The sequence below is a fragment of the Microbacterium candidum genome (assembly GCF_030315975.1).
Lineage (GTDB): Bacteria > Actinomycetota > Actinomycetes > Actinomycetales > Microbacteriaceae > Microbacterium > Microbacterium candidum.
In genome coordinates this window covers 424,106-447,120 of record NZ_JASXSZ010000003.1, presented here as the reverse complement: position 1 = coordinate 447,120, position 23,015 = coordinate 424,106, and the positions used below count along the sequence as shown (strand labels likewise).

The 23,015-nt window shown below is 70.3% G+C and carries 23 protein-coding genes; 19 read left to right on the top strand and 4 right to left on the bottom strand.

The window, feature by feature from the left end:
* The first annotated feature begins 35 nt into the window (after window positions 1-35).
* From rplS to QSV35_RS11520, 8 genes are all read left to right on the top strand, one after another.
* A complete protein-coding gene (gene rplS, locus QSV35_RS11555) occupies window positions 36-383 on the top strand; it encodes a 50S ribosomal protein L19 (protein ID WP_286289106.1) in 348 nt (115 codons plus the stop codon).
* A 162-nt stretch (window positions 384-545) separates the two neighbouring features.
* Window positions 546-1,316, top strand: coding sequence for a signal peptidase I (gene lepB / locus QSV35_RS11550; RefSeq protein WP_286288900.1), 771 nt, complete (start codon window positions 546-548; stop codon window positions 1,314-1,316).
* A complete protein-coding gene (locus tag QSV35_RS11545; protein ID WP_286288899.1) occupies window positions 1,313-1,972 on the top strand; it encodes a ribonuclease HII in 660 nt (219 codons plus the stop codon). The genes lepB and QSV35_RS11545 overlap by 4 nt, the downstream gene beginning before the upstream one ends.
* A 40-nt stretch (window positions 1,973-2,012) precedes the next feature.
* Window positions 2,013-2,333 carry a DUF2469 family protein gene (locus QSV35_RS11540; protein WP_286288898.1) on the top strand — a complete coding sequence of 107 codons (321 nt, stop codon included), beginning with the start codon at window positions 2,013-2,015 and terminating at the stop codon, window positions 2,331-2,333.
* A 102-nt stretch (window positions 2,334-2,435) separates the two neighbouring features.
* The gene (locus QSV35_RS11535; protein WP_286288897.1) at window positions 2,436-2,789 is read left to right on the top strand and encodes a YraN family protein; all 354 of its coding nucleotides are present in this window, start codon (window positions 2,436-2,438) and stop codon (window positions 2,787-2,789) included.
* Window positions 2,786-4,312: a YifB family Mg chelatase-like AAA ATPase gene (locus QSV35_RS11530; protein WP_286288896.1), complete on the top strand. Its 1,527-nt coding sequence runs from the start codon at window positions 2,786-2,788 to the stop codon at window positions 4,310-4,312. The genes QSV35_RS11535 and QSV35_RS11530 overlap by 4 nt, the downstream gene beginning before the upstream one ends.
* Complete coding sequence (gene dprA, locus QSV35_RS11525) at window positions 4,309-5,541, top strand: DNA-processing protein DprA (RefSeq protein ID WP_286288895.1); 1,233 nt, start codon at window positions 4,309-4,311, stop codon at window positions 5,539-5,541. The genes QSV35_RS11530 and dprA overlap by 4 nt, the downstream gene beginning before the upstream one ends.
* Window positions 5,542-5,713: 172 nt before the next feature.
* Window positions 5,714-6,787, top strand: coding sequence for a tyrosine-type recombinase/integrase (locus QSV35_RS11520; protein WP_286288894.1), 1,074 nt, complete (start codon window positions 5,714-5,716; stop codon window positions 6,785-6,787).
* Window positions 6,788-6,884: 97 nt separating this feature from the next.
* Here QSV35_RS11520 and QSV35_RS11515 read toward each other — a convergent pair whose 3' ends face one another.
* Window positions 6,885-7,388: a murein hydrolase activator EnvC family protein gene (locus QSV35_RS11515; protein WP_286288893.1), complete on the bottom strand. Its 504-nt coding sequence runs from the start codon at window positions 7,386-7,388 to the stop codon at window positions 6,885-6,887.
* 314 nt (window positions 7,389-7,702) lie between these two features.
* Here QSV35_RS11515 and rpsB point away from each other — a divergent pair, with 314 nt between their 5' ends.
* The 9 genes from rpsB (at window position 7,703) to QSV35_RS11470 (ending at window position 14,754) form a co-directional block, all read left to right on the top strand.
* Window positions 7,703-8,707 (top strand): 30S ribosomal protein S2, encoded by a 1,005-nt coding sequence (gene rpsB, locus QSV35_RS11510; protein ID WP_286288892.1) that lies wholly within the window; start codon window positions 7,703-7,705, stop codon window positions 8,705-8,707.
* 87 nt (window positions 8,708-8,794) lie between these two features.
* Complete coding sequence (tsf, locus tag QSV35_RS11505) at window positions 8,795-9,622, top strand: translation elongation factor Ts (protein ID WP_286288891.1); 828 nt, start codon at window positions 8,795-8,797, stop codon at window positions 9,620-9,622.
* Between the two features lie 77 nt (window positions 9,623-9,699).
* The gene (gene pyrH / locus QSV35_RS11500) at window positions 9,700-10,419 is read left to right on the top strand and encodes a UMP kinase (protein WP_286288890.1); all 720 of its coding nucleotides are present in this window, start codon (window positions 9,700-9,702) and stop codon (window positions 10,417-10,419) included.
* A 92-nt stretch (window positions 10,420-10,511) separates the two neighbouring features.
* Window positions 10,512-11,066 carry a ribosome recycling factor gene (gene frr / locus QSV35_RS11495; protein WP_286288889.1) on the top strand — a complete coding sequence of 185 codons (555 nt, stop codon included), beginning with the start codon at window positions 10,512-10,514 and terminating at the stop codon, window positions 11,064-11,066.
* Window positions 11,067-11,075: 9 nt separating this feature from the next.
* Window positions 11,076-12,308 (top strand): phosphatidate cytidylyltransferase, encoded by a 1,233-nt coding sequence (locus QSV35_RS11490; RefSeq protein WP_286288888.1) that lies wholly within the window; start codon window positions 11,076-11,078, stop codon window positions 12,306-12,308.
* Window positions 12,305-12,871 carry a DivIVA domain-containing protein gene (locus tag QSV35_RS11485; protein WP_286288887.1) on the top strand — a complete coding sequence of 189 codons (567 nt, stop codon included), beginning with the start codon at window positions 12,305-12,307 and terminating at the stop codon, window positions 12,869-12,871. Before QSV35_RS11490 ends, QSV35_RS11485 begins: the two co-directional genes overlap by 4 nt.
* A gap of 123 nt (window positions 12,872-12,994) precedes the next feature.
* Window positions 12,995-13,753: an aggregation-promoting factor C-terminal-like domain-containing protein gene (locus QSV35_RS11480; RefSeq protein ID WP_286288886.1), complete on the top strand. Its 759-nt coding sequence runs from the start codon at window positions 12,995-12,997 to the stop codon at window positions 13,751-13,753.
* Window position 13,754: 1 nt separating this feature from the next.
* On the top strand, window positions 13,755-14,039 hold the full coding sequence (locus QSV35_RS11475; RefSeq protein ID WP_286288885.1) for a hypothetical protein: 285 nt from the start codon (window positions 13,755-13,757) through the stop codon (window positions 14,037-14,039).
* 1 nt (window position 14,040) lies between these two features.
* Window positions 14,041-14,754 carry an alpha/beta hydrolase gene (locus QSV35_RS11470; protein ID WP_286288884.1) on the top strand — a complete coding sequence of 238 codons (714 nt, stop codon included), beginning with the start codon at window positions 14,041-14,043 and terminating at the stop codon, window positions 14,752-14,754.
* 108 nt (window positions 14,755-14,862) lie between these two features.
* Here the strand turns inward: QSV35_RS11470 and QSV35_RS11465 are convergent, their stop codons facing one another.
* The gene (locus tag QSV35_RS11465; protein WP_286288883.1) at window positions 14,863-15,936 is read right to left on the bottom strand and encodes an AI-2E family transporter; all 1,074 of its coding nucleotides are present in this window, start codon (window positions 15,934-15,936) and stop codon (window positions 14,863-14,865) included.
* Window positions 15,937-16,101: 165 nt separating this feature from the next.
* Here QSV35_RS11465 and QSV35_RS11460 point away from each other — a divergent pair, with 165 nt between their 5' ends.
* On the top strand, window positions 16,102-17,940 hold the full coding sequence (locus QSV35_RS11460; protein ID WP_286288882.1) for a DUF8094 domain-containing protein: 1,839 nt from the start codon (window positions 16,102-16,104) through the stop codon (window positions 17,938-17,940).
* A complete protein-coding gene (locus QSV35_RS11455; protein ID WP_286288881.1) occupies window positions 17,937-18,881 on the top strand; it encodes a tetratricopeptide repeat protein in 945 nt (314 codons plus the stop codon). The genes QSV35_RS11460 and QSV35_RS11455 overlap by 4 nt, the downstream gene beginning before the upstream one ends.
* 9 nt (window positions 18,882-18,890) lie before the next feature.
* On the opposite strand, the gene glgB is transcribed toward QSV35_RS11455, so the two are convergent.
* Entirely contained in the window at window positions 18,891-21,038 is a 2,148-nt protein-coding gene (glgB, locus tag QSV35_RS11450) for a 1,4-alpha-glucan branching protein GlgB (protein WP_286288880.1), read from the bottom strand.
* Window positions 21,035-22,984, bottom strand: coding sequence for an alpha-1,4-glucan--maltose-1-phosphate maltosyltransferase (locus QSV35_RS11445; protein ID WP_286289105.1), 1,950 nt, complete (start codon window positions 22,982-22,984; stop codon window positions 21,035-21,037). Before QSV35_RS11445 ends, glgB begins: the two co-directional genes overlap by 4 nt.
* Between the last annotated feature and the right edge of the window lie 31 nt (window positions 22,985-23,015).

The window sequence follows — 23,015 nt, the reverse complement described above, 5'->3', positions numbered from 1 at the left end:
CAGTCGACCTGTGGCGGCTGCAGGAAGTGAAGATCATGCAGATCCTCGACGCCGTCGACGCGGCCTCGCTCCGCTCCGACATTCCCGAGTTCGCCCCCGGCGACACGGTGAAGGTGCACGTCAACATCACGGAGGGCAACCGCTCCCGTATCCAGGTCTTCCAGGGCGTCGTCATCGGCCGCTCGGGCGACGGCGTGCGCGAGACCTTCACCGTCCGCAAGATCAGCTTCCAGGTGGGCGTCGAGCGCACCTTCCCGGTGCACTCCCCGGTGATCGACCACATCGAGGTCGTCACCCGCGGTGACGTGCGTCGCGCGAAGCTGTACTACCTCCGCAACCTGCGCGGCAAGAAGGCCAAGATCAAGGAGAAGCGCGACAACTGAGTCCGCCTCCCAGACGAACGCCCCGGCGATGCCGGGGCGTTCGTCGTTTCTGGGTGGTTTCGCAGATGGATGCGGCGATCCTCGGTGCGTTCCGGGCCGGAGGATGTGCGACCCTTGAGGGACCCGATCGCAGGACGCGGTCGAACGCGCGCGAAGGATGCCATGACGACCGAGAACTCCGCCGGGTCGGCCGCACACCCCGCCACGGGCTCCACCTCCACAGCTTCGCGCCGACGCGGATGGGTCTCACTCCTGCGCGACATCGTCGTGATCGTGGCCGTGGCGATCCTCGTGTCGCTCGTGGTGAAGACCTTCCTCGTGCGGTCGTTCTACATCCCGTCCGCGTCGATGGAGGACACGCTGCAGGTGCAGGACCGCATCCTGGTCGACGAGATCACCCCGCGCTTCTCGCCGTACCAGAAGGGCGACGTCGTCGTCTTCCGCGATCCGGGCGGCTGGCTTCCGCCGAGCACGGCGCCCGCACGCCCGTTCGTCGTCGAGGCGGGGGACTGGCTGCTGTCGCTCGTGGGCCTGTCCGCGCCGGACAGCGACGACCATCTGATCAAGCGCGTGATCGGCGTCGCGGGCGACCACGTCGTCTGCTGCAACGCCGTCGGCCAGATCACCGTGAACGGCACGCCCATCGACGAGACGTCGTACGTCAAAGTCCAGCCGGGCAAGAGCGTGCCGACGCCCGTGCCGTTCGACGTCGTCGTCCCGGCGAACTCGCTGTGGGTGCTCGGCGACAACCGTGACCGCTCGCAGGATTCCCGCTACCACATGGCGGAGCCGGGCAAGGGCTTCGTGCCGCTCGACAACGTCGTCGGACGCGCCTTCGTCATCACGTGGCCGTTCAACAGGTTCGGGCTGATCGACTTCCACCACGAGGTCTTCGCGTCGGTGCCGGCGCCGAGCAAGACGCCATCGCCATGACCGTCGTCGAGCCGCGGCTGACCCTGGAGCGCAAGCTCCTGCGCGAGCACGCGCTCGTCGTCGCGTGCGACGAGGTCGGCCGGGGCGCGCTGGCGGGCCCGGTCGCTGTGGGCGCGGTGGCCGTGGATGCGGCGCGCGCGCGCAAGCGCGTCCCGCAGGGCCTGCGCGACTCGAAGCTCGTGTCGGAGCTGCGCCGTCCGGAGGTCGCGGCGAGGGCCGCCGCCTGGGTCGGCGCGAGCGCCGTCGGCTGGGCGAGCGCTGCCGAGATCGACGAGGTGGGCATCATGCGCGCCCTCGGCAACGCGGCGATCCGGGCGATCGCCGAGCTGCGCGCCGCGGGAGTGGTGCCCGAGGAGGGCATCGTGATCCTCGACGGCAACTACGACTACATCACCGCGGCCGGGGCGACGGGACTCACCGTCCGGTCGGTGATCAAGGCCGACCGCGACTGCGCGAGCGCGGCCGCGGCATCCGTCATCGCGAAGGTCGCGCGGGACGACCTCATGCGCGACCTGCACGACCAGGCGCCCGTGTACGAGTGGGCTCGCAACAAGGGCTATGCGAGTCCCGAGCACCGCGAGGCGATCCGCGTGCACGGCCTGAGCGTCCACCATCGGCGCTCGTGGGCGATCGCAGATGCCCCGACGCTCTTCTGAGCGCTCGGCGCGCTGTCCGTCGCCGTAGGATGGACAGACCATGGACGAGGAATTCGACGACTACGACCGTGAACTCGAGCTCGCTCTGTACAAGGAGTACCGGGACCTCGTCTCGCAGTTCCAGTACGTGATCGAGACCGAGCGCCGCTTCTACCTCGCGAACGAGGTCAACGTCGTCCGTCGCGACACGGAGCACGACTTCTACTTCGAGATCTCGATGACCGATGTGTGGGTGTGGGACATCTACCGCGCCGACCGCTTCGTGAAGTCCGTGCGCGTGCTGACGTTCAAGGACGTCAACGTCGAGGAGCTGTCGCGGCGCGACTTCCACCTGCCCGAAGAGCTGTCGCTCGACAGCTGACGTCTCCTCCCCAGGTCCGGCTGTGCCGCCGATTTCGGCGGATTGCTGACAGCGCCCGGATTCGGCCGTCGGCGCCTGTCCCGCCTTGCCAGCATGTCGGGCATGGCAGCGAAGGACGACCTGGGTCGCGCGGGCGAGGACCGCGCAGCCGACCATCTGCGAGCGGCGGGCTACCGCATCCTCGACCGAAACTGGCGCACCCGCGGCGGTGAGATCGACATCGTCGCCGAGCGCGGCGGCGTCATCGCCGTCGTCGAGGTGAAGACACGGAGCGGCGACCTCTTCGGCGATCCGCTGGAGGCGATCGACGCCCGCAAGCGTGCACGGCTGTGGGGTCTCGCCGCGGCGTGGCGCAGCTCGCATCCCGACGCCGGGGAGCTGCGCCTGGATGCGATCGCGATCACCGGGCCCGACCCGGCCACAGCACGGCTCGTGCACCTGGAAGACCTGCGGTGACCGTCGCGCGCACCTGGTCGGTGGCGCTGACCGGGCTCGAAGGCACGATGGTCGAGGTCGAGGCCGATCTGTCGAAGCAGACGCCCGAGTTCCGCATCATCGGGCTGCCCGACAAGGCTCTCGGCGAAGCCGTCCAGCGCGTGCACAACGCATGCGACAACAGCGAGCTGCCGCTGCCGCGAAGACGCCTGACCGTCAACCTCTCGCCGGCCGGCCTTCCCAAGCAGGGCGCCGGATTCGACCTGGCGATCGCGATCGCGTCGCTCGCGACGGAGGGCGGGATGGATGCGGCGTCCGTCGCGACGACCGTCCATCTGGGCGAGCTCGGTCTCGACGGGCGGTTGCGCCCTGTGCCGGGCGTCCTTCCCGCCGTGATCGCCGCGCATCGGCGGGGCTTCACCCGGGTCGTGGTCCCGGAGGCGAACCGCCGGGAAGCCGAGCTCGTCGAGGACATGCGCGTCACCGGCGCGGCGACGCTCGCCGAGGTGGCGCGGCTTCACGGAGCAGAGGTCGACGTCCCCGAGGTCGCCGCGATCCCGCCCGAAGCTCCCGTGCCCGAGGAGCGCGGCGAGCACCTCGACCTCTCCGAGGTCATCGGCCAGGGCGAGGCGGTCGACGCGCTGCTCGTGGCGGCGGCCGGCGGGCATCACATCATGATGAGCGGCCCTCCGGGTGCGGGGAAGACCATGCTCGCCCGCCGCCTTCCCGGCATCCTCCCCCCGCTCGACCGCGACGCGGCGCTCGCCGTCGCCTCCGTCCGATCGCTGTCGGGCGACCCGATCACATCGCTTTCGCACCTGCCTCCCTTCGAGGCCCCGCACCACACTGCGAGCGTCGCCGCGTTGATCGGGGGAGGGTCGCGCATCATCCGCCCCGGCGCGATCGCGCGCGCGACGGAGGGCGTGCTCTTCCTCGACGAGGCGGGGGAGTTCCCGGGAAGCGCACTCGATGCCCTGCGCCAGCCGCTGGAGAACGGGTACATCGAGATCCACCGCTCGGGGCAGACTGCGGAATTCCCCGCGCGGTTTCAACTCGTCCTCGCGACTAATCCGTGCCCGTGCGGCGACTACGGGGTGCGCGGCGGCTCCTGCACGTGCGCCCCCTATGCGATCCGTCGCTACCAGAGCAAGCTGTCCGGGCCTCTCCTCGATCGGGTCGACATCGAGCTCGCGATGACCCGCGTCTCCGTCGCGCACATGAGCTCGGGGTCGGTCACGACGACGGCGGCGGCGCGGGAACGCGTCATCGAAGCGCGCGACCGGGCCGCTTGGATCCTGCGCGACACCGATTGGCGGACGACGTCCCAGATCAAGGGGTCATGGCTGCGGCAGGGGCCGTTCGCCCCGGAGCCCGCGGTCCGCAGGCCGCTCGACAACGCCCTCGCGCGGGGCACTCTCACGCTGCGCAGTTACGACCGCGTCCTGCGGATCGCGTGGGCGTGCGCCACCCTGGCGGGTCGCGATCGGCTCGCGCTCGACGACATCGGTCGGGCGCTCTACCTCAAGAAGGGCATCCGCACATGACTCGGTTCACGTACTCCGCCGCGCACGGGCGGGCCCTGGTCGCGCCACTGATGCCCGGCGACGACGTCGATCCCGACGTCGTCTATGCAGCCGCGGTCTGGAGCGGCCTCGCAGAAGGCGGCGACCGGGTCGCCGGCGCGCTCGTCCAGGCGAGGGGAGCCGTCGATGCGCTGGGTCTCGTGCTGGCCGAGGAGAACGGGCAGGATGCCGCGGGCGTGAGCCCGAAGGAGTGGTCCGACGCGGTGGCGCGCTGGCGCCCGCGGCTCGTCCAGGACGAGCTCGACCTGCCGCTGCACCGCGCGGCGGCGAGCGGAGTCCGTCTGATCCTGCCGGGCGAGACGTGCTGGCCGCGCGGGCTCGACGACCTCGGACCGCACGCACCGCTGTGCCTCTGGGTGCGGGGGGATCCCGCGACCCTGACGCGACTCCACGCGTCGATCGCGCTGGTCGGTGCGCGGGCAGCGACCGGATACGGGGAGCACGTCGCCAGGGAGCTGTCGTCGGATCTGGCTCAGCGAGGGCTCGGGGTCGTCTCCGGAGCCGCCTACGGGATCGACGCCGCGGCGCACCGCGCGGCGCTCGATGCCGCGGGACTCACCGTGGCGCTGATGGCGGGCGGCGTCGATCGCCCGTACCCGGCCGGTCACCTGGAGCTCATCGACGCCATCGCGCGCACAGGCGCCGTCGTCAGCGAAGTCCCGTGCGGCGGGTCGCCGACGAAGTGGCGCTTCCTCGCCCGGAACCGGCTCATCGCCGCGATGTCGGACGCCACGGTCGTCGTGGAGGCGGGGTGGCGCAGTGGCGCGCTGAACACGGCGAATCACGCATCGGATCTCGGCCGCCCTGTCGGAGTGGTGCCCGGCCCCGTCACGAGCCCCGCGTCCGCGGGTTGCCACCGACTGCTGCGCGACACCGCACGAGAGGTGCGGTGCGTGACCTCGGCCGACGAGGTGATCGAGCTGATCTCCGGCGGCGGAATGTTCACCATGTCCGCGATGCGTTCAACGGCCGGCCCGGAAACGCCCGAAGCCGACGTCCGACCGCGGACGGACGATCGCACGCGGGTCGGCGATGCGCTGAGCCTGCGGAGCGCACGCACCGTCGACGAAGTCGCACGCCGCAGCGGAATGGCGGTCGCGGATGTGCAGCTTCATCTCGGGCTCATGCGCCTCGACGGAGAGGTCGAACAGGACGGACATGGCTGGAGGAGGCTTGCGACGGCTCGGTGATCACGCGTGTGACGCGTGGGCACGGCGCAGCGCGGAGGCGGGGGCCAGCAGGCGCGAGGCGTGGGCCGGCCGGCGTGTGCCGCTCTCGACGCGGGCCGCAAGAGCGCGTCCGGGCGAGCCCGTTCCGGCGCGCCCGTGACGGCGACGACGGACCACGTCGCAGGATGGACGCATGGAACTGGACGACGCGGCCGACGCCTACGCGGCGCATCTCGCGGACGTGCGGCGCCTGTCGCCCGCCACGGTGCGGGCGTACCGGTCCGACCTGACCGGGCTCGCCGCGTCCATCGGGCACGTCCCCGTCGCAGAGATCGATCTCGAGCACCTGCGCACGTGGCTGTGGGAGCGCACGCAGGCCGGGGAGGCGCGCTCGTCGATCGCCCGGCGTACGGCGTCGGCGCGGGGCTTCTTCGCGTGGGCGCTCGAAAGCGAGCTCGTCGAGACCGACCCGTCGCTGCGCCTCGTCGCTCCCAAGCGGAGTCGTCCGCTCCCGAAGGTCGCATCGGCGGACGGACTGGCCGGCGCGCTCGACGCGCTGGCGGCGGCGGCCTCGAGCGGGGATGCGGTCGCCCTCCGCGATCACGCGATCATCGAGCTCCTCTACGCGACCGGCGTGCGCGTCTCCGAACTGTGCGGGCTCGACCTCGAGGATCTCGATCGCGACCGCGCGACCGCCCGCGTGCTCGGAAAGGGCTCCAAAGAGCGCGTCGTGCCGTTCGGCACGCCCGCGCTCCGCGCTCTCGACGCCTATCTCGTGCGCGGCCGGCCCGCGCTCGCCGCGCGGGCAGATGCGAGCGGGTCTCCCCAGGCCGCCGGGGGGCCGGGACGCGAGAACGCGGCTGTCGGCGCGGCAGAGGGACGACAGGCCACCACTGCCGGTACGACGGCCGGAAGACACGCCACGGCTGCGGCCGCGGCCGCGTCTGTGTCTTCGGCGACAGCCGCGCGCCGGCACTCGACCGCGCCCGGACGCGCCGTGTTCCTCGGCGTCCGCGGCGCGCGCATGGCACCGCGGGCCGTGTACGACGTCGTCACCCGCGTCGTCGGTCCGGTCGTCGGGTCCGCGGCCGTCGGGCCGCACACGCTGCGCCATTCGGCGGCGACACATCTGCTGGACGGGGGAGCGGACCTGCGCTCGGTCCAGGAGATGCTCGGTCACGCGAGCCTCGGCACGACCCAGATCTACACCCACGTCTCGAGCGAGCGTCTGGCGGCCGCCTACCGTCTCGCCCATCCGCGAGCCTGAGGCATCCGACGTCCGGGCGGCGCGGTGATCGAGCGCGCCGGGCTCGCACGCGCCGGTTCGCGCGAGAGTGACGCCAGACCGAGTCAGGAGCGTTGTCTCAGTCGCAGCACGGCAGGAGCACCGCCCGCGGCACTCCACCGAGCAGGAGCAGCGGGTTGATGTATCGCCCGTCGAGTCGCACCCCGAAGTGCACGGTCCCCGGCGCGGCGTGGCCTCCGACGGCGATCGAGCCGACCTCAGCGCCCCGTGGGACGACGTCGCCCGGACGCAGTTCCGATCGGATCGGCTCGAGAGTCGTGACGAGTCCGTCGCCATGATCGATCGTGAGGATGCCGCGCCCCGCGACGTCGCCGGAGAATGCCACGACCCCCTCCGCGGGACTCCGCACGCCGGCTTCCCCGACGGGCGCGAGGTCGATGCCGCGGTGGCCCGGCGCGTAGTCGTCCACGGGAGCGACGTACGCTTCGACGATGCGGAGCCCGCGCAGCGGCCAGACCCAGCCTCGGCCCGTCAGGTCCGCGCCCGCGGCGGAGGATGGTGCGAGCACGAGCGCGATGAGGAGCGCGACGGATGCGGCCGCCCGGCCGAGGAGGCGAGTCATCCGTCGATCGTGCCCTGCGGGTCGTGCGTGCGGGACGGGGGTGCTCCGGAACCGTGGATGACGCATCGATGGACGTCGCGGGGGAGGAGACGTGATCTCGCCCTGTGGCTGATAGACTTTCCGATGCACTCCGCTCGTCGGGGTGACTCCGCGTGCCCACAGTCCGAGGCGAACTCGCACGGGCGGCATCCCACACCCAACGGTCCTGCAGTAATTCTGCGGGTGGGTGTGTGCCGGGCACCAGGCGTGACGATCGCCGATCGTCGCGAAGAACCGAACAGGGCGCCGCACGGCGCCGGAACAGGAGAACGGCCATGGCCGTCGTCACCATTCGCCAGCTGCTCGACAGCGGCGTCCACTTCGGACACCAGACCCGCCGGTGGAACCCGAAGGTCAAGCGCTTCATCCTCACGGAGCGCAGCGGCATCCACATCATCGACCTTCAGCAGTCGCTCGCCTACATCGACAAGGCGTACGAGTTCGTGAAGGAGACCGTCGCACACGGCGGCACCATCCTCTTCGTGGGCACCAAGAAGCAGGCGCAGGAGGTCCTTGCCGAGCAGGCGACCCGCGTCGGCCAGCCCTACGTCAACCAGCGCTGGCTCGGCGGTCTGCTGACCAACTTCAGCACCGTCTCCAAGCGCCTCGCCCGTATGAAGGAGCTCGAGGAGCTCGACTTCGAGGACCCGGCCGCGAGCGGCTTCACCAAGAAGGAGCTCCTGCTCAAGCGTCGTGAGCTCGACAAGCTGCACAAGTCGCTCGGCGGCATCCGCAACCTGCAGAAGACCCCGTCGGCTCTGTGGGTCGTCGACGCCAAGCGCGAGCACCTCGCCATCGACGAGGCCAAGAAGCTCGGCATCCCGGTGATCGGCATCCTCGACACCAACGCCGACCCGGACGAGTTCCAGTACCCGATCCCCGGCAACGACGACGCGATCCGCTCGGTCTCCCTGCTGACGCGCATCATCGCGGACGCCGCCGCCGAGGGCCTCATCCAGCGCCACCAGCCGTCGGCTGAGGCCGAGGACGCCGAGCCGCTCGCCGACTGGGAGCGCGAGCTGCTCGAGCAGGGTGCCGCCGCCGCTGAGGCCGACGCCGTCGAGCTCGCCGCCGAGGCCATCGCGGTCGAGGAGATCGCCGAGGAGCTGGCTGTCGAGGCGGTCATCGCCGAGGCCGCGGGTGACGAGGCCGCCGCCGAGGAGCTGGCCGTCGAGGCCGTCGTCGCGGACGAGATCGCGGAGGAGCTGGCCGAGGAGGCCGTCGCCGAGGAGATCGTCGCCGAGGAGCTGGCCGAAGAGGCCGAGAGCACCGAGGCGTAAGAGCCGTCTTCAGTCGCGGCGGAGTCGTCTCAGGACGGCTCCGCCGCGACATCCACGAGTACTGACAGATACAAGGAGCCGCCACCCATGGCAAACTTCACCATCGCCGACATCAAGGCTCTCCGTGAGCAGCTCGGCACGGGCATGGTCGACACGAAGAAGGCCCTCGAAGAGGCCGACGGCGACATGGACAAGGCCGTCGAGATCCTGCGCCTCAAGGGCGCGAAGGGCAACGCGAAGCGTGCCGACCGCTCGACGAGCGAGGGCCTCGTCGCCGCGCGTGAGAGCGACGGCAAGGTCACGCTCATCGAGCTGAACACCGAGACCGACTTCGTCGCGAAGAACGAGAAGTTCATCGCGCTGGCCGACAAGGTCGCCGACGCCGCCGCCGCGGTCGCCGCCGACTCGGCCGAGGCCGCCCTCGCCGCCCCCGCGGGCGCGCAGACCGTCGGGGAGCTCATCTCGGACGAGGCCGCGATCCTCGGCGAGAAGGTCGAGCTCCGCCGGGTCCGCACGCTGACCGGCGACAACTTCCAGGTGTACCTGCACCGCACGAGCAAGGACCTCCCGCCGCAGGTCGGCGTGGTCGTCGCCTACAGCGGCGACGACGCGGAGACCGCTCGCAGCATCGCGCAGCACATCTCGTTCGCGAACCCGAGCTACCTCTCCCGCGACGACGTCCCCGCGGCGGACGTCGAGAGGGAGCGCGAGATCGTCACCGAGATCTCGCGCAACGAGGGCAAGCCGGAGGCCGCCCTGCCGAAGATCGTCGAGGGCCGCGTGAACGCGTACTTCAAGCAGGTCGCCCTGCTCGACCAGGACTACGCGAAGGACAACAAGCTGTCCGTCGCCCAGGTCGCGAAGGACGCCGGGATCACGATCACGGACTTCGCCCGCTTCAAGGTCGGCGCCTAGTCAGCGCACGAAGGCCCGCACCGGTTCGGTGCGGGCCTTCGCCATGTAGATTTTGACTCGCGACGAGAGGAAGACACGTGATCACTGAGACCACCGGGCGCCGCCGCGTCCTCCTGAAGCTGTCCGGAGAGGCGTTCGGCGCCGGTCAGCTCGGCGTCAATCCCGACGTCGTCAGCCAGATCGCACGCGAGATCGCCGCCGCCGTCGACCGCGTCGAGATCTCCGTCGTCGTGGGCGGCGGGAACTTCTTCCGCGGCGCCGAGCTTAGCCAGCGCGGCATGGACCGTGGGCGCGCCGACTACATGGGCATGCTGGGGACGGTCATGAACGCCCTCGCCCTTCAGGACTTCCTCGAGCAGGCGGGGGCTGCCACGCGTGTGCAGTCCGCCATCGAGATGACCCAGGTCGCCGAGCCCTACATCCCGCGGCGCGCGGAGCGCCACATGGAGAAGGGCCGCGTCGTGATCTTCGGTGCGGGGGCAGGGCTCCCGTACTTCTCGACCGACACCGTCGCCGCCCAGCGCGCCCTGGAGATCGACGCCGATGAGGTGCTGGTCGCGAAGAACGGCGTCGACGCCGTCTACACGGCGGACCCGAAGAAGGATGCATCGGCGACGAAGATCGACCGCATCACCTACCTCGAGGCGCTCCAGCGCGGACTCAAGGTCGTCGACTCGACCGCGTTCAGCCTGTGCATGGACAACAAGATGGACATGCGGGTGTTCGGCATGGAGCCGGCCGGCAATGTCACCCGGGCTCTCCTCGGCGAGAGCATCGGAACCCTCGTCACGGCGTGACGACACGACGGATGCGCGCTGCATCCGCCGCTCGGGGCGCTTTCCGCGCGCCGACTAGACTGATGTGAACTTCTGGACCGAATGGAGCCCTCGTGATCGCCGACGTTCTGGCTGAGACCGCAACCCGCATGGACCGGGCCGTGGAGGCCGCGAAGGACGACTTCGCGACCGTCCGCACGGGCCGCGCGAACCCGCAGCTGTTCCAGAAGGTCATGGTCGACTACTACGGCACGCCGACGCCGCTCGCTCAGCTCGCATCGCTCAACAACCCCGAGGCGCGCACGCTCGTCGTCAACCCTTACGACAAGTCCGCGCTGAAGGCCATCGAAGAGGCCATCCGTGCGATGCCGAATCTCGGCGCCAACCCGACGAACGACGGTGCGCTCATCCGGGTCACGCTGCCGGAGCTGACCGCCGAACGCCGCAAGGAGTTCGTGAAGATCGTGCGCGGCAAGGGCGAGGACGCGAAGGTGCACGTCCGCGGCATCCGCCGCAAGGCCAAGGACGACCTCGACGCGCTGAAGAGCGAGTACGGCGAGGACGAGCTGGCACGCGCGGAGAAGGAGCTGGACGCCGTCACGCGCGCCCACGTCGACGCGATCGACGAGGCGCTCAAGCGCAAAGAAGCAGAGCTCCTGGAGGTCTGAGGCTCACCGATGTCCGATGCCCCCGGCGACCGCACTCCCGGCGAAGAAGACGCGCCTCGGCCGCCTCTTCGCAGACGGGACGTGCCGCGGCGCCCGGACATGATCGACCCGTCGATGACAGCCGAGGCCGCGACCGGCCCGAACGCGACCCCGCCGGCGTCCCCGGTGCCGGCGACGGCCCCGACCCCGGCGGCTCCGTCGGAGGAGTCCGCGCCCGAGCCGGAAGCGGCGCCCGAGCAGGCGCCCGCGCCGGATCCGTCGCCCGCGCCCGAGTCTGAGCGTGACGCGGTGCCGACGGGGGAGAACGGATTCCAGGCGCAGCTGCGCTCCGCCCGTGGCGAGTTCGGCCAGCAGGTCGCCCAGGCCCGCGCCGACTTCGAGGCCACGAACGAGAAGATCAAGGCGCGCACGGGACGCGATCTCATCGTCGCGATCCTGATCGGTCTCGTCCTCGGTCTCGTCGTCCTGGGTTCCCTGCTGTTCATCCCGTGGCTCTTCGCGCTGATCGCTCTCGCGGCGTGTCTGCTGGGCGTCTTCGAGTTCTCGCGGGCGTTGCAGGGGGCGGGCCGCAGGATCGACGTCATCCCGCAGCTCGCGGGCGGCGCGCTCGTCCTCGTCGCCGCCTTCTTCTGGTATCCGTGGGTGCACTGGGTCGTGGTGTTCGCGGTCACGGCCCTCATCCTCGTGTGGCGCTTCATCGGCCAGATGGCCGCCCGCGACGGGCGCATCTACGGCGACGTCCTGGACGACGCCCTCGCCGGCGTCTTCGCGTTCCTGTACGTCCCGTTCCTCGGCAGCCTCGGCCTCGTCCTCCTGCGTGAGCCGCGCGGCCAGTGGTGGGTGCTCGCCTTCATCATCATCGCGGTCGTGGCCGACATCGCCGCGTACGGTGCGGGCCTCTCCTTCGGGCGGCACCCCATGGCTCCTCGGATCAGCCCGAAGAAGACCTGGGAGGGCTTCGCGGGGGCGGCTGTCGGCGCTCTCGCGGCGGGGATGCTGCTGGCCTGGCTGATGCTCGACCTGCCGTGGTGGGCGGGCATCATCATCGGCGCCGTCATCCTCACGACCGCGACGATCGGCGACCTGGGCGAGTCGATGATCAAGCGCGACATCGGCGTCAAGGACATGAGCTCGTGGCTCCCCGGCCACGGGGGCGTCCTCGACCGCCTGGACTCGATCCTCCCGTCCGCTGCGGCCGCTCTGACCCTGTACCTGCTCCTCTCCCCACTGGTGATCGCATGACTTCGAACGACACGACATCCCCCGCACTGTTCCCGCTGGAGCGCGGCCGGACGAAGGGCTACGAGCGGCGGGCTGTGGACGCGTTCCTCGTCCGCGCGCGCTCGGCGTTCGAGAACGGCGGCGACGGCGGCGTCAACGCCGCGACCGTGCGTGCCGTGTCCTTCCCCCTGGTCCGCCACGGGTACTCGGTGGTGGCGGTCGACACGGCGCTGGCGCGCATCGAGAATGCGTTCGCGGCACGCCAGCGCGATCAGGCGATCGCGGTGGACGGCGCGGCGGCGTGGCTCGACACCACCCGCCGGGATGCGCAGGTGATCCTGGACAGGCTGAGCCGGCCGCAGAAGCAGCGTTTCGACCGCGTCGGCTTCGGCCGCTGGGGCTACCGCATCGACGAGGTCGACATCGTCGCGGACAAGATCTCCGCCTATTTCACGGCGGGAACGCCCATCTCCGCTGAGCAGGTGCGATCAGTCGCGTTCCGGATGCAGCGGGGCGGCTACCGCGAGACGCAGGTCGATGCGGTGCTCGACGCCGTCGTCGAAGTGATGCTGGCCGTCGCATAGGCGACTTCGTGCCGCGGATCCGCGACACGGCGCGTCCTCGGATGGCGCGCCCAGGCTCTCCTCGCTAGACTCGGGCACACTGTGACTTCCGGCAACGAGATGACTCCCGAAACATCCCGGCGGATGATGCGCCACGCCGCAGCAGCGGCGGCAGCTGCGGCCGCAGCCCAGGCGCCTGCTCCCGTCACGTCTGCGCCGACCCTTCCGACGGTCGCATCGACGCCACGCCGTGTCGCGACTGCGCCGGCGAAGCCGGCGTCGAAGCGTCACGGCACAGCCCGCTGGTCGCGTCGACGCGGGGTCACGACGGCGTTCGCCGGCATCGCGGCACTCGGGTTCGCCGCCGCATACATCGGTCCTCTCGGTGCGGCGTTCACGCCGCACGCCGAGGCCGCGGTCACCCCGGTGACCCTCTACACGTCCACCATCCGCGATGCGCAGACGTTCGTCGCCGCGGACGGCGCCGGCCAAGCGGCCGATCTGCAGCGCGACACCTACACGGTCTACGTGCCGCCGAAGCCCAAGCCGAGCCCCAACGCACAGGCCGCTGCCGCGTGGAAGGCGCCGTTCGTCGTGCCGAACCCGGGCAGCGCGCAGGCGATCGCCTACGACATGGTGAAGGCCCGCGGATGGGGCGACGACCAGTTCGCGTGTCTCGTCGCCCTGTGGAACCGCGAGTCCGGGTGGCGTGTCAACGCGTACAACTCGAGCGGCGCCTACGGCATCCCCCAGGCACTTCCCGGCAGCAAGATGGGCGCCTACGGCGCCGACTGGCAGACGAACCCCGCCACGCAGATCCAGTGGGGCCTCGGCTACATCTCCGGCCGCTACGGCACGCCGTGCGGGGCATGGGGCCACTCGCAGAGCACCGGCTGGTACTGACGTGCCTCGGTCCAACCGCCGTCGGCCCGAGCCGTCGGACGGCGGGTCACTGGACCGCATGATCGCCGGATTCAAGCGCACCGAGGTCAAGCGCGGCATCGAGTGGACCGTGCAGCCCATGAGCGCGGCGCAGGCGCTCAACGTGTACACGTGCCCCGGCTGCGGACGATCCATCGAGCCGGGGACGGCTCATCTCGTGGCCTGGCGCGCGGACGGCATCATGGGCGACGCCGCCGATCTCGCGGCTCGCCGTCACTGGCACTCCCACTGCTGGAAGGTGTATTGACGTGGAGATCCGCGGACCCGTCCTTCTGCCCGCCGAGCGCACGGACATCGAGCTGCACACGCTCGACGGTCTGACGCTCGTTGGCGAGCTCGCCGTTCCCGTCGAACGGGCGCCGGTCGCGACGCTCGTGACGCTGCATCCGCTGCCCACGGCCGGCGGGTTCATGGACTCGCACATCCTCCGCAAGGCGGCCGGGCGGCTGCCGGCGCTCGCCGACATCGCGGTGCTCCGCTTCAACACGCGCGGCACGTCGTCGCCGCGCGGGACGAGCGAGGGCGTCTTCGACGGGGGCCGGGCCGAGGCGTTCGACGTGGCCGCGGCGATGGAGTTCGTGACGGAGCGGGGGCTGCCGCATCCCTGGCTGCTCGGCTGGTCGTTCGGCACGGAGCTCGCGCTGAAGTACGGGCGCGACCACGGTGCCGAAGGGGTGATCCTGCTCTCGCCGCCTCTTCACCGGACGACGGGCGAGGAGCTCGCCGCGTGGGCCGACGACCCGCGCCCGGTCGTCGCGCTGATCCCGGAGTTCGACGACTATCTGCAGCCGCCCGAGGCCGCCGAGCGCTTCTCCGTGGCCCCGAACATCACGCTCGTCCCGGTCGTCGGCGGCAAGCACCTGTGGGTGGGGGAGACCCAGACCCGCCGCGTGCTCACCGAGATCGTCGCCGCGATGAACCCCGATGCACTGCCCCTCCCCACGGAGTGGGACGAGAGCTGACGCGCGTTTCGGCTCGTCCAGCGTCAGGTGGCGGTTTCGACTCGCTTCGCTCGCTCAACCTCGACCCGCCCGTGCGTCAGTCCGCTTCGCGAAGTGACCCTCGGCGCGTCAACGTTCGTTCTGACGCGGGATGACGACCTGCCGGTAGATGATCAGGACGCTGGCGGCGACGGGGATCGCCACGAGGGCGCCGAGGAGTCCCAGGAGCGACCCGCCCGCAAGAGCCGCGATCACGACGACGGCGCCCGGGACCGAGACGGCGCGGTTCATGATGCGCGGAGAGATCACGTACGCCTCGAGCTGCATGTAGATGATGTAGTAGATCGCGGCGATCCACCACGCGTTCGGGTTCGACGCGAGCCCCGGGATGAGGCACGTGAGGACGATGATCGTCGAACCGGTCAGGGTGCCGACGAGCGGGATCAGCGAGAAGAAGAACGCGATGACCGCGAGCACGGCGGGGAAGGGGGCGCCGATGATCGTCAGGAAGATCGCGCTGAGGACGCCGTTGATGACGCCGAGCGCCACCTGGCCCATGACGTAGTAGCCGACGGAGTCGGTGATCTGCTCCGCGAGGTCGATGAAGCGTTCGCGCTTGGATGCGGGGACGAGCTGGTAGACCGCGCCCTTCAGCGAGGGGGTGGACGCCGTGAAGTAGATCGTCAGGATGAGGACGATGAACGCCCCCGTCATCCCCGCGATGATCGCACCGCCGATCGTGATGATGCTGCTGCCGACCTGCGCGCCGATCTTGCCCACATCGAGCGACTGGTACCAGTTCTGGATGTAGCGGAAGACCTCGTCGACGTTGAGCGCCGGGAACGTCGCGTGCAGCCAGTCCTTGATCGCGGTGATCGGATCGACCTTGCCGTTCTCGACGAGGTGCTGGATGGCGGTGACCAGCTGCGACACCTGCCCGACGATGATCGGCACGATCATGAGCACGATGCCCGCGAAGACCAGGAGCACCGCCACGATCGTGATCAGCACCGCGACCCAGCGGCGCACGCCCCGGCGCTCGATGAACGCCACGATCGGCTCGAGGCCGAGTGAGAGGAACAGCGCCGTGCCGATGTAGAGCAGGATCGTCGACAGCGTCTGGATGCTGCCGATGAGGAGCAGGCCGAGACCGACCCCGAGCGTCGCGACGAAGGCGATGCGGAACGGATTGGTGATCTTCACTGCGGCCTTCCCGGGCGACGGAATGTGTCTGGACAGGATACCGACAGGTTCCCCGGCGTCCGGGAGCGGCATCCTCCCACGCGACATTCAGGTCGTCTTCGCTACTCTGAAATGTCTGACTGACTGCTCTGCGCGCCCCGAAGCGCAGGCTGTGGAGGGTTACTCGTGCGATTCGTCTGGGCCGTAGCGGCCTTCGTCCTCGCCGCTCTGATGATCGGCGCGGGCATCGCCGAACGCACGGTCTTCCAAGGACCGACCAGCACGTCCGCGACGATGCCGGCGACGTCCAAGGCCCCGTTCGTGCTCATCGACGGCGCCGTCCTCAACTCCCGTGAGGGCACGCAGACGGTGCGCGCCCAGGGGAGCGGAAAGCTCTTCGCGTCGTACGCCCGCACGTCGGACCTCAAGGCCTGGCTCGCCGACACCTCGTACGACGAGATCACGATGGGCAAGAACGGCAAGCTCTCCTCCACGGCGGTCGCGGCGACGGTGACGCCGCCGACGGACTCCCAGGGCGGCGGCGGCGACGGAGGCGATGGCGGTGATGCCGCAGCGCCGGCCCCCGCCACGCACAGCCCCGTCGGCTCCGACCTGTGGCTCGACGAGTTCCAGCAGGACGGCGTGCTGATCGCCCCGATGAAGCTCCCGGCGGGCACGAGCGTGCTCATCGCGACCGACGGGACGAAGCCCGCGCCCAGTGCGATCTCGATCACCTGGCCGCTGCAGACCGCGACGCCGTGGTCCGGTCCGCTGATCCTCGGCGGCGCGATCCTCATGGCAGTGGGCGTCCTGCTCTACTTCCTCGCGATCCGACACATCCGCCGCTCGCGCGGCCCCCGCCGCAAGGCTCTTCCTCCGCTCCCGGTCACCGAGCCGATCGACCTCTCCGAAATCCAGGCGGACAAGGGCGTCATCAGCGCGACGCCGCAGGCGAGGCGCTCGCTCACGAGTCGGCGCGCGTTCGCCGCGATCCCGATCGTCGCGGTGTCGGCCCTCGCCTTCACCGGCTGCTCCGCGGACGCGTGGCCCCAGTTCGCCGCCTCCGCGTCGCCGTCGCCGAGCGCCTCCGTCATCGTGCCGGCAGGCCAGCAGGCGCCCGCCGTGACCGAGGGGCAGGCCGGTCGCATCCTCAACCGCATCGCGAAGACCGTCGCCGAGGCGGACGCGAAGAACGACGACACGCTCGCCGGCACCCGCCTCGACGGTGCGATGCTCGCCGAGCGCGTGACGAACTACACCGTGCGCGGAAAGGTGCCGGACTACAAGGCGCTTGCGGCGATCCCGACCTCGCCGTTGACGGTGACCCTGCCGCAGGCGCAGGACGGATGGCCGCGAACGGTCATGACCGTCGTCAGCGACCCGACCGACAAGAAGGTCGCCCCGACGATGATGGTCATGACGCAGCAGGATCCGTGGTCGGAATACAAGCTCACGTACTCGGCAGGCATGGAGGCGCAGGCGGAACTGCCCGCCGTCGCCGCAGCCTGGGTCGGGGCCCCGCAGGTCCAGCCCGACTCGAAGTTCCTCGTGATGGCGCCGCAGGACGTTCCCACCGCCTACGCGGACCTGCTCACGAACGGCGACAAGAGCGCGTTCGCGAAGGAGTTCGACAGCGAGGCCGACAAGCTGCGCGTCGCCATCGAGAAGTCGCACAAGGAGCAGCTCGACGCGTTCAACCAGACGGGCGCGCAGACCGGGTCGATGTCGTTCTCCTCGACCGCGGGAGACCAGCCTCCCGTCGCGCTCGCGACGCTCGCCAGCGGCGCGATCGTCGCCGTGAACGTGTTCGAGACGGTCACGGTCAAGCCGACCCAGGACGGGGCGCAGATCAAGCCGACCACCCCCGCCGTCAAGGCGCTCGCCGGCGATGCCTCGTCGACCGGCATCGCCACGACCTACAGCGATCAGCTGTTCTTCTACGTCCCCGGCCAGGGGTCGACCGACAAGATCCGTCTGCTCGCGTACAACAGCGGGCTCCACGACGCACAGGCAGCGAGCAAATGAGCGATATCGCACCCGGAGCCGTCATGCGCGGCGCCGTCGATCTGTCCGCACTCCGCAATCGTCCCCAGGCACCGGCACCGGCTGCGGATGGCGCGGCACAGGGCGCGGCATCCGTCCCGTCTCTCGTGATGGATGTCACGGACGAGACGTTCCCGCAGGTTCTCGAGCTCTCGCGCACCGTGCCCGTCGTCGTCGACCTCTGGGCCGAGTGGTGCGGTCCGTGCAAGCAGCTGAGCCCGGTGCTCGAGCGCGTCGTCACCGAGCTCGCCGGCCGCGTGGTCCTGGCGAAGGTGGACGTCGACGCCAACCCGCAGCTGTCGCAGGCGTTCCGCGCCCAGTCGATCCCGATGGTCGTCGCACTCGTCGCCGGTCAGCCCGTGCAGATGTTCACCGGTGCCGTGCCGGAGCAGCAGGTCCGCGAGGTCGTGGCACAGCTCCTCCAGCTCGCCGCCCAGAACGGCGTGAGCGGAACGGTGGCCGTGGACGGCGAGGAGCCCGCTGCGGCGGATGACGCCGCTGAGCCGGCGCTGCCGCCGCTCCACGCCGAGGCGTTCGACGCGATCGAGGCGGGCGACTACGCGCGTGCGGTCACGGCGTACGAGAAGGCACTCGCGGAGAACCCTCGCGATGAGGATGCGCGCACAGGTCTCGGCCAGGTGCGGCTGCTCCAGCGTGTCCAGGATGCCGACCTGCAGGAGGCTCGTGCCGCCGCCGCAGCGAACCCGACGGACGTCGAAGCGCAGTTCGCGGTGGCCGACCTCGACGTCTCCGGCGGCCATGTCGACGACGCCTTCGGGCGCCTCCTCGACCTGTTCGCGGAGCTCCCGTCCGATGAGCGCGGTCCCGTGCGCGAGCGGCTGCTCGAGCTCTTCTCACTCGTCGGGGACGCCGACCCGCGCGTCATCCGTGCGCGCGGGCGGCTCTCCAGCCTGCTGTTCTGAGCTCCGGCGTCAGTCCTTCGCGCTGTGCGCGAGCCACAGGACGCCGAGCGGCGGGATGCGGACCACGGCGCGCCCCGAGGCATCCGTCGTCACGTCGCCGGCGTTGCCGACGCCGGAACCGCCGAACGCCGTCGCGTCCGAATTGAGGATCTCGTGCCACGTCCCGCTCTCGGGAAGGTCGAGCGCGTGGCCTTCGCGCGGATTGCCGGCGAAGTTGCAGATCGCGACGACGGTGTTGCCGTGGTGGTCGCGCCGGGCGAACGCCTGCACGTTCGGGTCCCAGTGCGGGGCGCCCAGGCGTGAGAACGCGGCGCCGTCCGCATCCCGCGCCCACAGGGCGGAATGTGCGCGGTAGACGCGGTTGAGTTCGGCGACGAAGGCCTGGAGCTGCGCGTGCGAGGGCTGGTCGAGGATCCACCAGTCCAGGCTTCGCGCTTCCGACCATTCGGAGAGCTGCCCGAACTCCTGGCCCATGAAGAGCAGCTGCTTGCCCGGGTGACCCCACATGTAGGCGAGGAACGCCCGCATGTTCGCGAGCTTCTGCCAGTGGTCGCCGGGCATCTTGCCGAGGAGACTTCCCTTGCCGTGCACCACTTCGTCGTGCGAGATCGGCAGCACGAAGTTCTCGCTGAAGGCGTACACGTACGAGAACGACAGCTCGCCCTCGTGGTGGGACCGGTAGAGCGGATCGCGCTCGATGTAGCGGAGCGAGTCGTTCATCCAGCCCATGTTCCACTTGAACCCGAATCCGAGCCCGCCGGCGCTCGTCGGAGCCGTGACGCCCGGGTAGCTTGTGGACTCCTCGGCGATCATGGCGATGCCGGGATAGCGCTTGTAGGCGGTCGCGGTGACCTCCTGCAGGAACCCGATCGCCTCGAGGTTCTCCCGCCCGCCGTGCTTGTTCGGCTCCCATTCGCCGTCCTCGCGCGAGTAGTCGAGGTACAGCATCGAGGCGACCGCATCCACACGCAGCCCGTCGACGTGGAACTCCTCGAGCCAGTACAGCGCGTTCGCGACGAGGAAGTTCCGCACCTCGCTGCGGCCGTAGTCGAAGATGTAGGTTCCCCAGTCGCGGTGCTCGCCGCGCCGCGGGTCGGCGTGCTCGTAGAGCGGGCGGCCGTCGAATCGGGCCAGTGCGAAGTCGTCCTTCGGGAAGTGCCCGGGCACCCAGTCCATGATGACGCCGATGCCGGCCTGGTGCAGCCGATCGATGAGATACCGCAGATCGTCGGGGGTCCCGTAGCGGCTCGTGGGCGCGTAGTAGCCCGTCACCTGGTAGCCCCACGACCCGCCGAAGGGGTGCTCGGCGAGCGGCAGGAACTCCACGTGGGTGAAGCCCTGTGCGGTGACGTAGTCGACGAGCGGGTCAGCGGCGTCGCGGTAGGAGATCCCGGGCCGCCACGATCCGAAGTGCAGCTCGTAGACGGACATCGGCTCGGAGACGGGCGTCTGACGGGCGCGCCGCTCGAGCCACGCGTCATCCCCCCACTCGTGCGCAGACGGGCCGACGACGACGGATGCGGTCGCCGGCGGCGTCTCGGCGAACCGCGCCATCGGGTCGGCCTTGGTGGTCCACCAGCCGTCGGGCGTCAGGATCTCGTACTTGTAGACGGAGCCCGCACCGAGATCGGGGACGAACAGCTCCCACACGCCGGACGCGCCGAGCGACCGCATCGCGTGCCCCTGGCCGTCCCAGCGGTTGAAGTCCCCGACGACGCGCACCGCGCGCGCATCCGGTGCCCACACCGTGAACGCGCTGCCCTCGGATCCGCCGCTGACCCGCACATGGGCGCCGAGCGCCTGCCAGAGCTGTTCGTGCCGGCCCTCGCGGATGAGGTGCAGATCGAGCTCGCCGATCGTCGGCAGGTGGCGGTACGGGTCGTCGACGTCGTCGTCGGGAGCGCCCGCGTACGTCGCGACGACGCGGTACGAGCCGGCGGAGCCTGTGTGCGCGCCCTCCCAGATGCCGCTCCGCACGTGCTCGAGCGGCACCCGCGTGCCGTCGTCGAAGACCGCCGTGACGGTGTCGGCGAGCGGGCGACGCGTCCGCACCGCCCACGCGTCGCCGGAAGGATGCAGCCCCAGCACGTCGTGCGGGGCGTGGTGGGAGCCGCCGGCGACGGCGTCGAGGAGGCCCGGATCGATCGTGGTGCTCATCGCAGTTCCTTCACGTGCAGGATGTGGACGGGCTCGGCGAAAGCGTCGAGACGCACGAAGTTGTGATCCGTCCAGGTCCAGGTAGCGCCCGTGATGAGGTCTTCGACCTCGTAGTGGCGGCCGGGCTCGAAGCCCCAGACCCTCGTGTCGAGGTGCACCATCGTCTCGCGCACCGAGTGGGGATCGACGTTCGCGATGACGAGGATCGTGTCCTGGGTCTGGCCGTCCGGCGAGAAGATGGGAGGCAGGTGCTTCGAGTAGACGAGGATGGCGTCGTCGTCGCTCCAGTGCACGGAGAGGTTGCGCAGCTGCCGCAGGGCGGGGTGCGCCCGCCGGATCTCGTTGAGCCGCCGGAGGTATGGCGCGAGCGAGTCGCCGCGGGCCTCCGCGTCCGCCCAGTCACGCACCTTGTATTCGTACTTCTCGTTGTCGATGTTCTCCTCGGACCCGGGCCGGGCGACGTTCTCGTACAGCTCGTAGCCCGCGTAGACGCCGTACGTCGGCGCGGCCGTCGCGGCGATCGCCGCACGCACCTTGTAGCCCGGACGCCCGCCGAACTGCAGGTACTCGGTGAGGATGTCGGGCGTGTTGACGAAGAGGTTCGGCCGTAGGAAGTGGTCGGTGTCGTGCGCGAGTCCCGTGAGGAACTCCTCGAGCTCGGCCTTCGTGTTGCGCCACGTGAAGTACGTGTAGCTCTGCTGGAAGCCCGCCATCGCGAGAGCCTGCATGGGGGCGGGACGGGTGAACGCCTCGGCGAGGAACACGATGTCGGGGTCCTCGGCCGTGACCTCGCCGATGAGCCACTCCCAGAACTGCAGGGGCTTCGTATGCGGGTTGTCGACGCGGAAGATCCGCACGCCCTGCGCGATCCAGTGCCGGACGACCCGCAGCGCTTCGGCGCGGATGCCTGCCGGATCGTTGTCGAAGTTGATCGGGTAGATGTCCTGGTACTTCTTCGGCGGGTTCTCCGCGAACGCGATCGTCCCGTCGGGAAGCGTCGTGAACCACTCCGGGTGCTCGGCCACCCACGGGTGGTCGGGGGAGGCCTGCAGGGCGAGGTCGAGCGCGATCTCGAGACCGTTGTCGCGCGCCGTGCGGACGAACCGCCGGAAGTCCGCGAGCGTGCCGAGGTCGGGATGGACGGCGTCATGACCGCCGGACGCGGCTCCGATCGCCCACGGCGACCCGGGATCTCCCGGCTGCGGGTCGAGCGTGTTGTTCCGGCCCTTGCGATTGGTCTCGCCGATCGGATGGATCGGAGGCAGATAGACGACGTCGAACCCCATCGCGGCGACCTCGGGCAGCCGCCTGGCGGCGGATTTGAAGGTGCCGGTCTTGATCGTCCCGTCCTTCAGGCGCTTCGCCCCCTCCGAGCGGGGGAAGAACTCGTACCACGCGCCGACGCCGGCCCGTTCGCGCTCGACGAGCAGCTCGAGCTCGTCGCCGAGGGTCATGAGCGCCGTCGCGGGTCTGAGGGTGAAGTAGAACAGCAGGTGCGGATCCTGAACGAGGTCGAGCGCGTCGGCATCGTCGACGTCGTGGGAGCGCAGGGATGCCGCGGCGGTCTTCAGTGTCTTGCGCTCGGCGGCCGGGCGGTCCTTCTCCGTCGCCGCGCGTTCGAACAGGCGCGCCCCGATCTCGCGCATGAGCGGTGCATCGACGCCGGCCGCGATCTTCAGCTCCGCCGCATGCGCCCATGTCGCGTACTCGTCGGCGAAGGCCTCGAAGCGGTACGTCCAGACGCCCTGCTCGTTCAGGAGGATCCGCGCCCGCCACCGGTCTGTTCCGTCGTCGAGCGGGCGCAGGACATGCAGCGACTCGTCGCCGCTCGGACTTGTCAGCCGCACGTGCACGCCGATGATGTCGTGCCCTTCGCGGAACGCCGTGACCTCGAACGGCACGACCTCGCCGGCATACGCGGACGGCCGGAAGAGGCCGCCGGGCACCGACGGTGACGGGAGGACGAGCGGAATACGG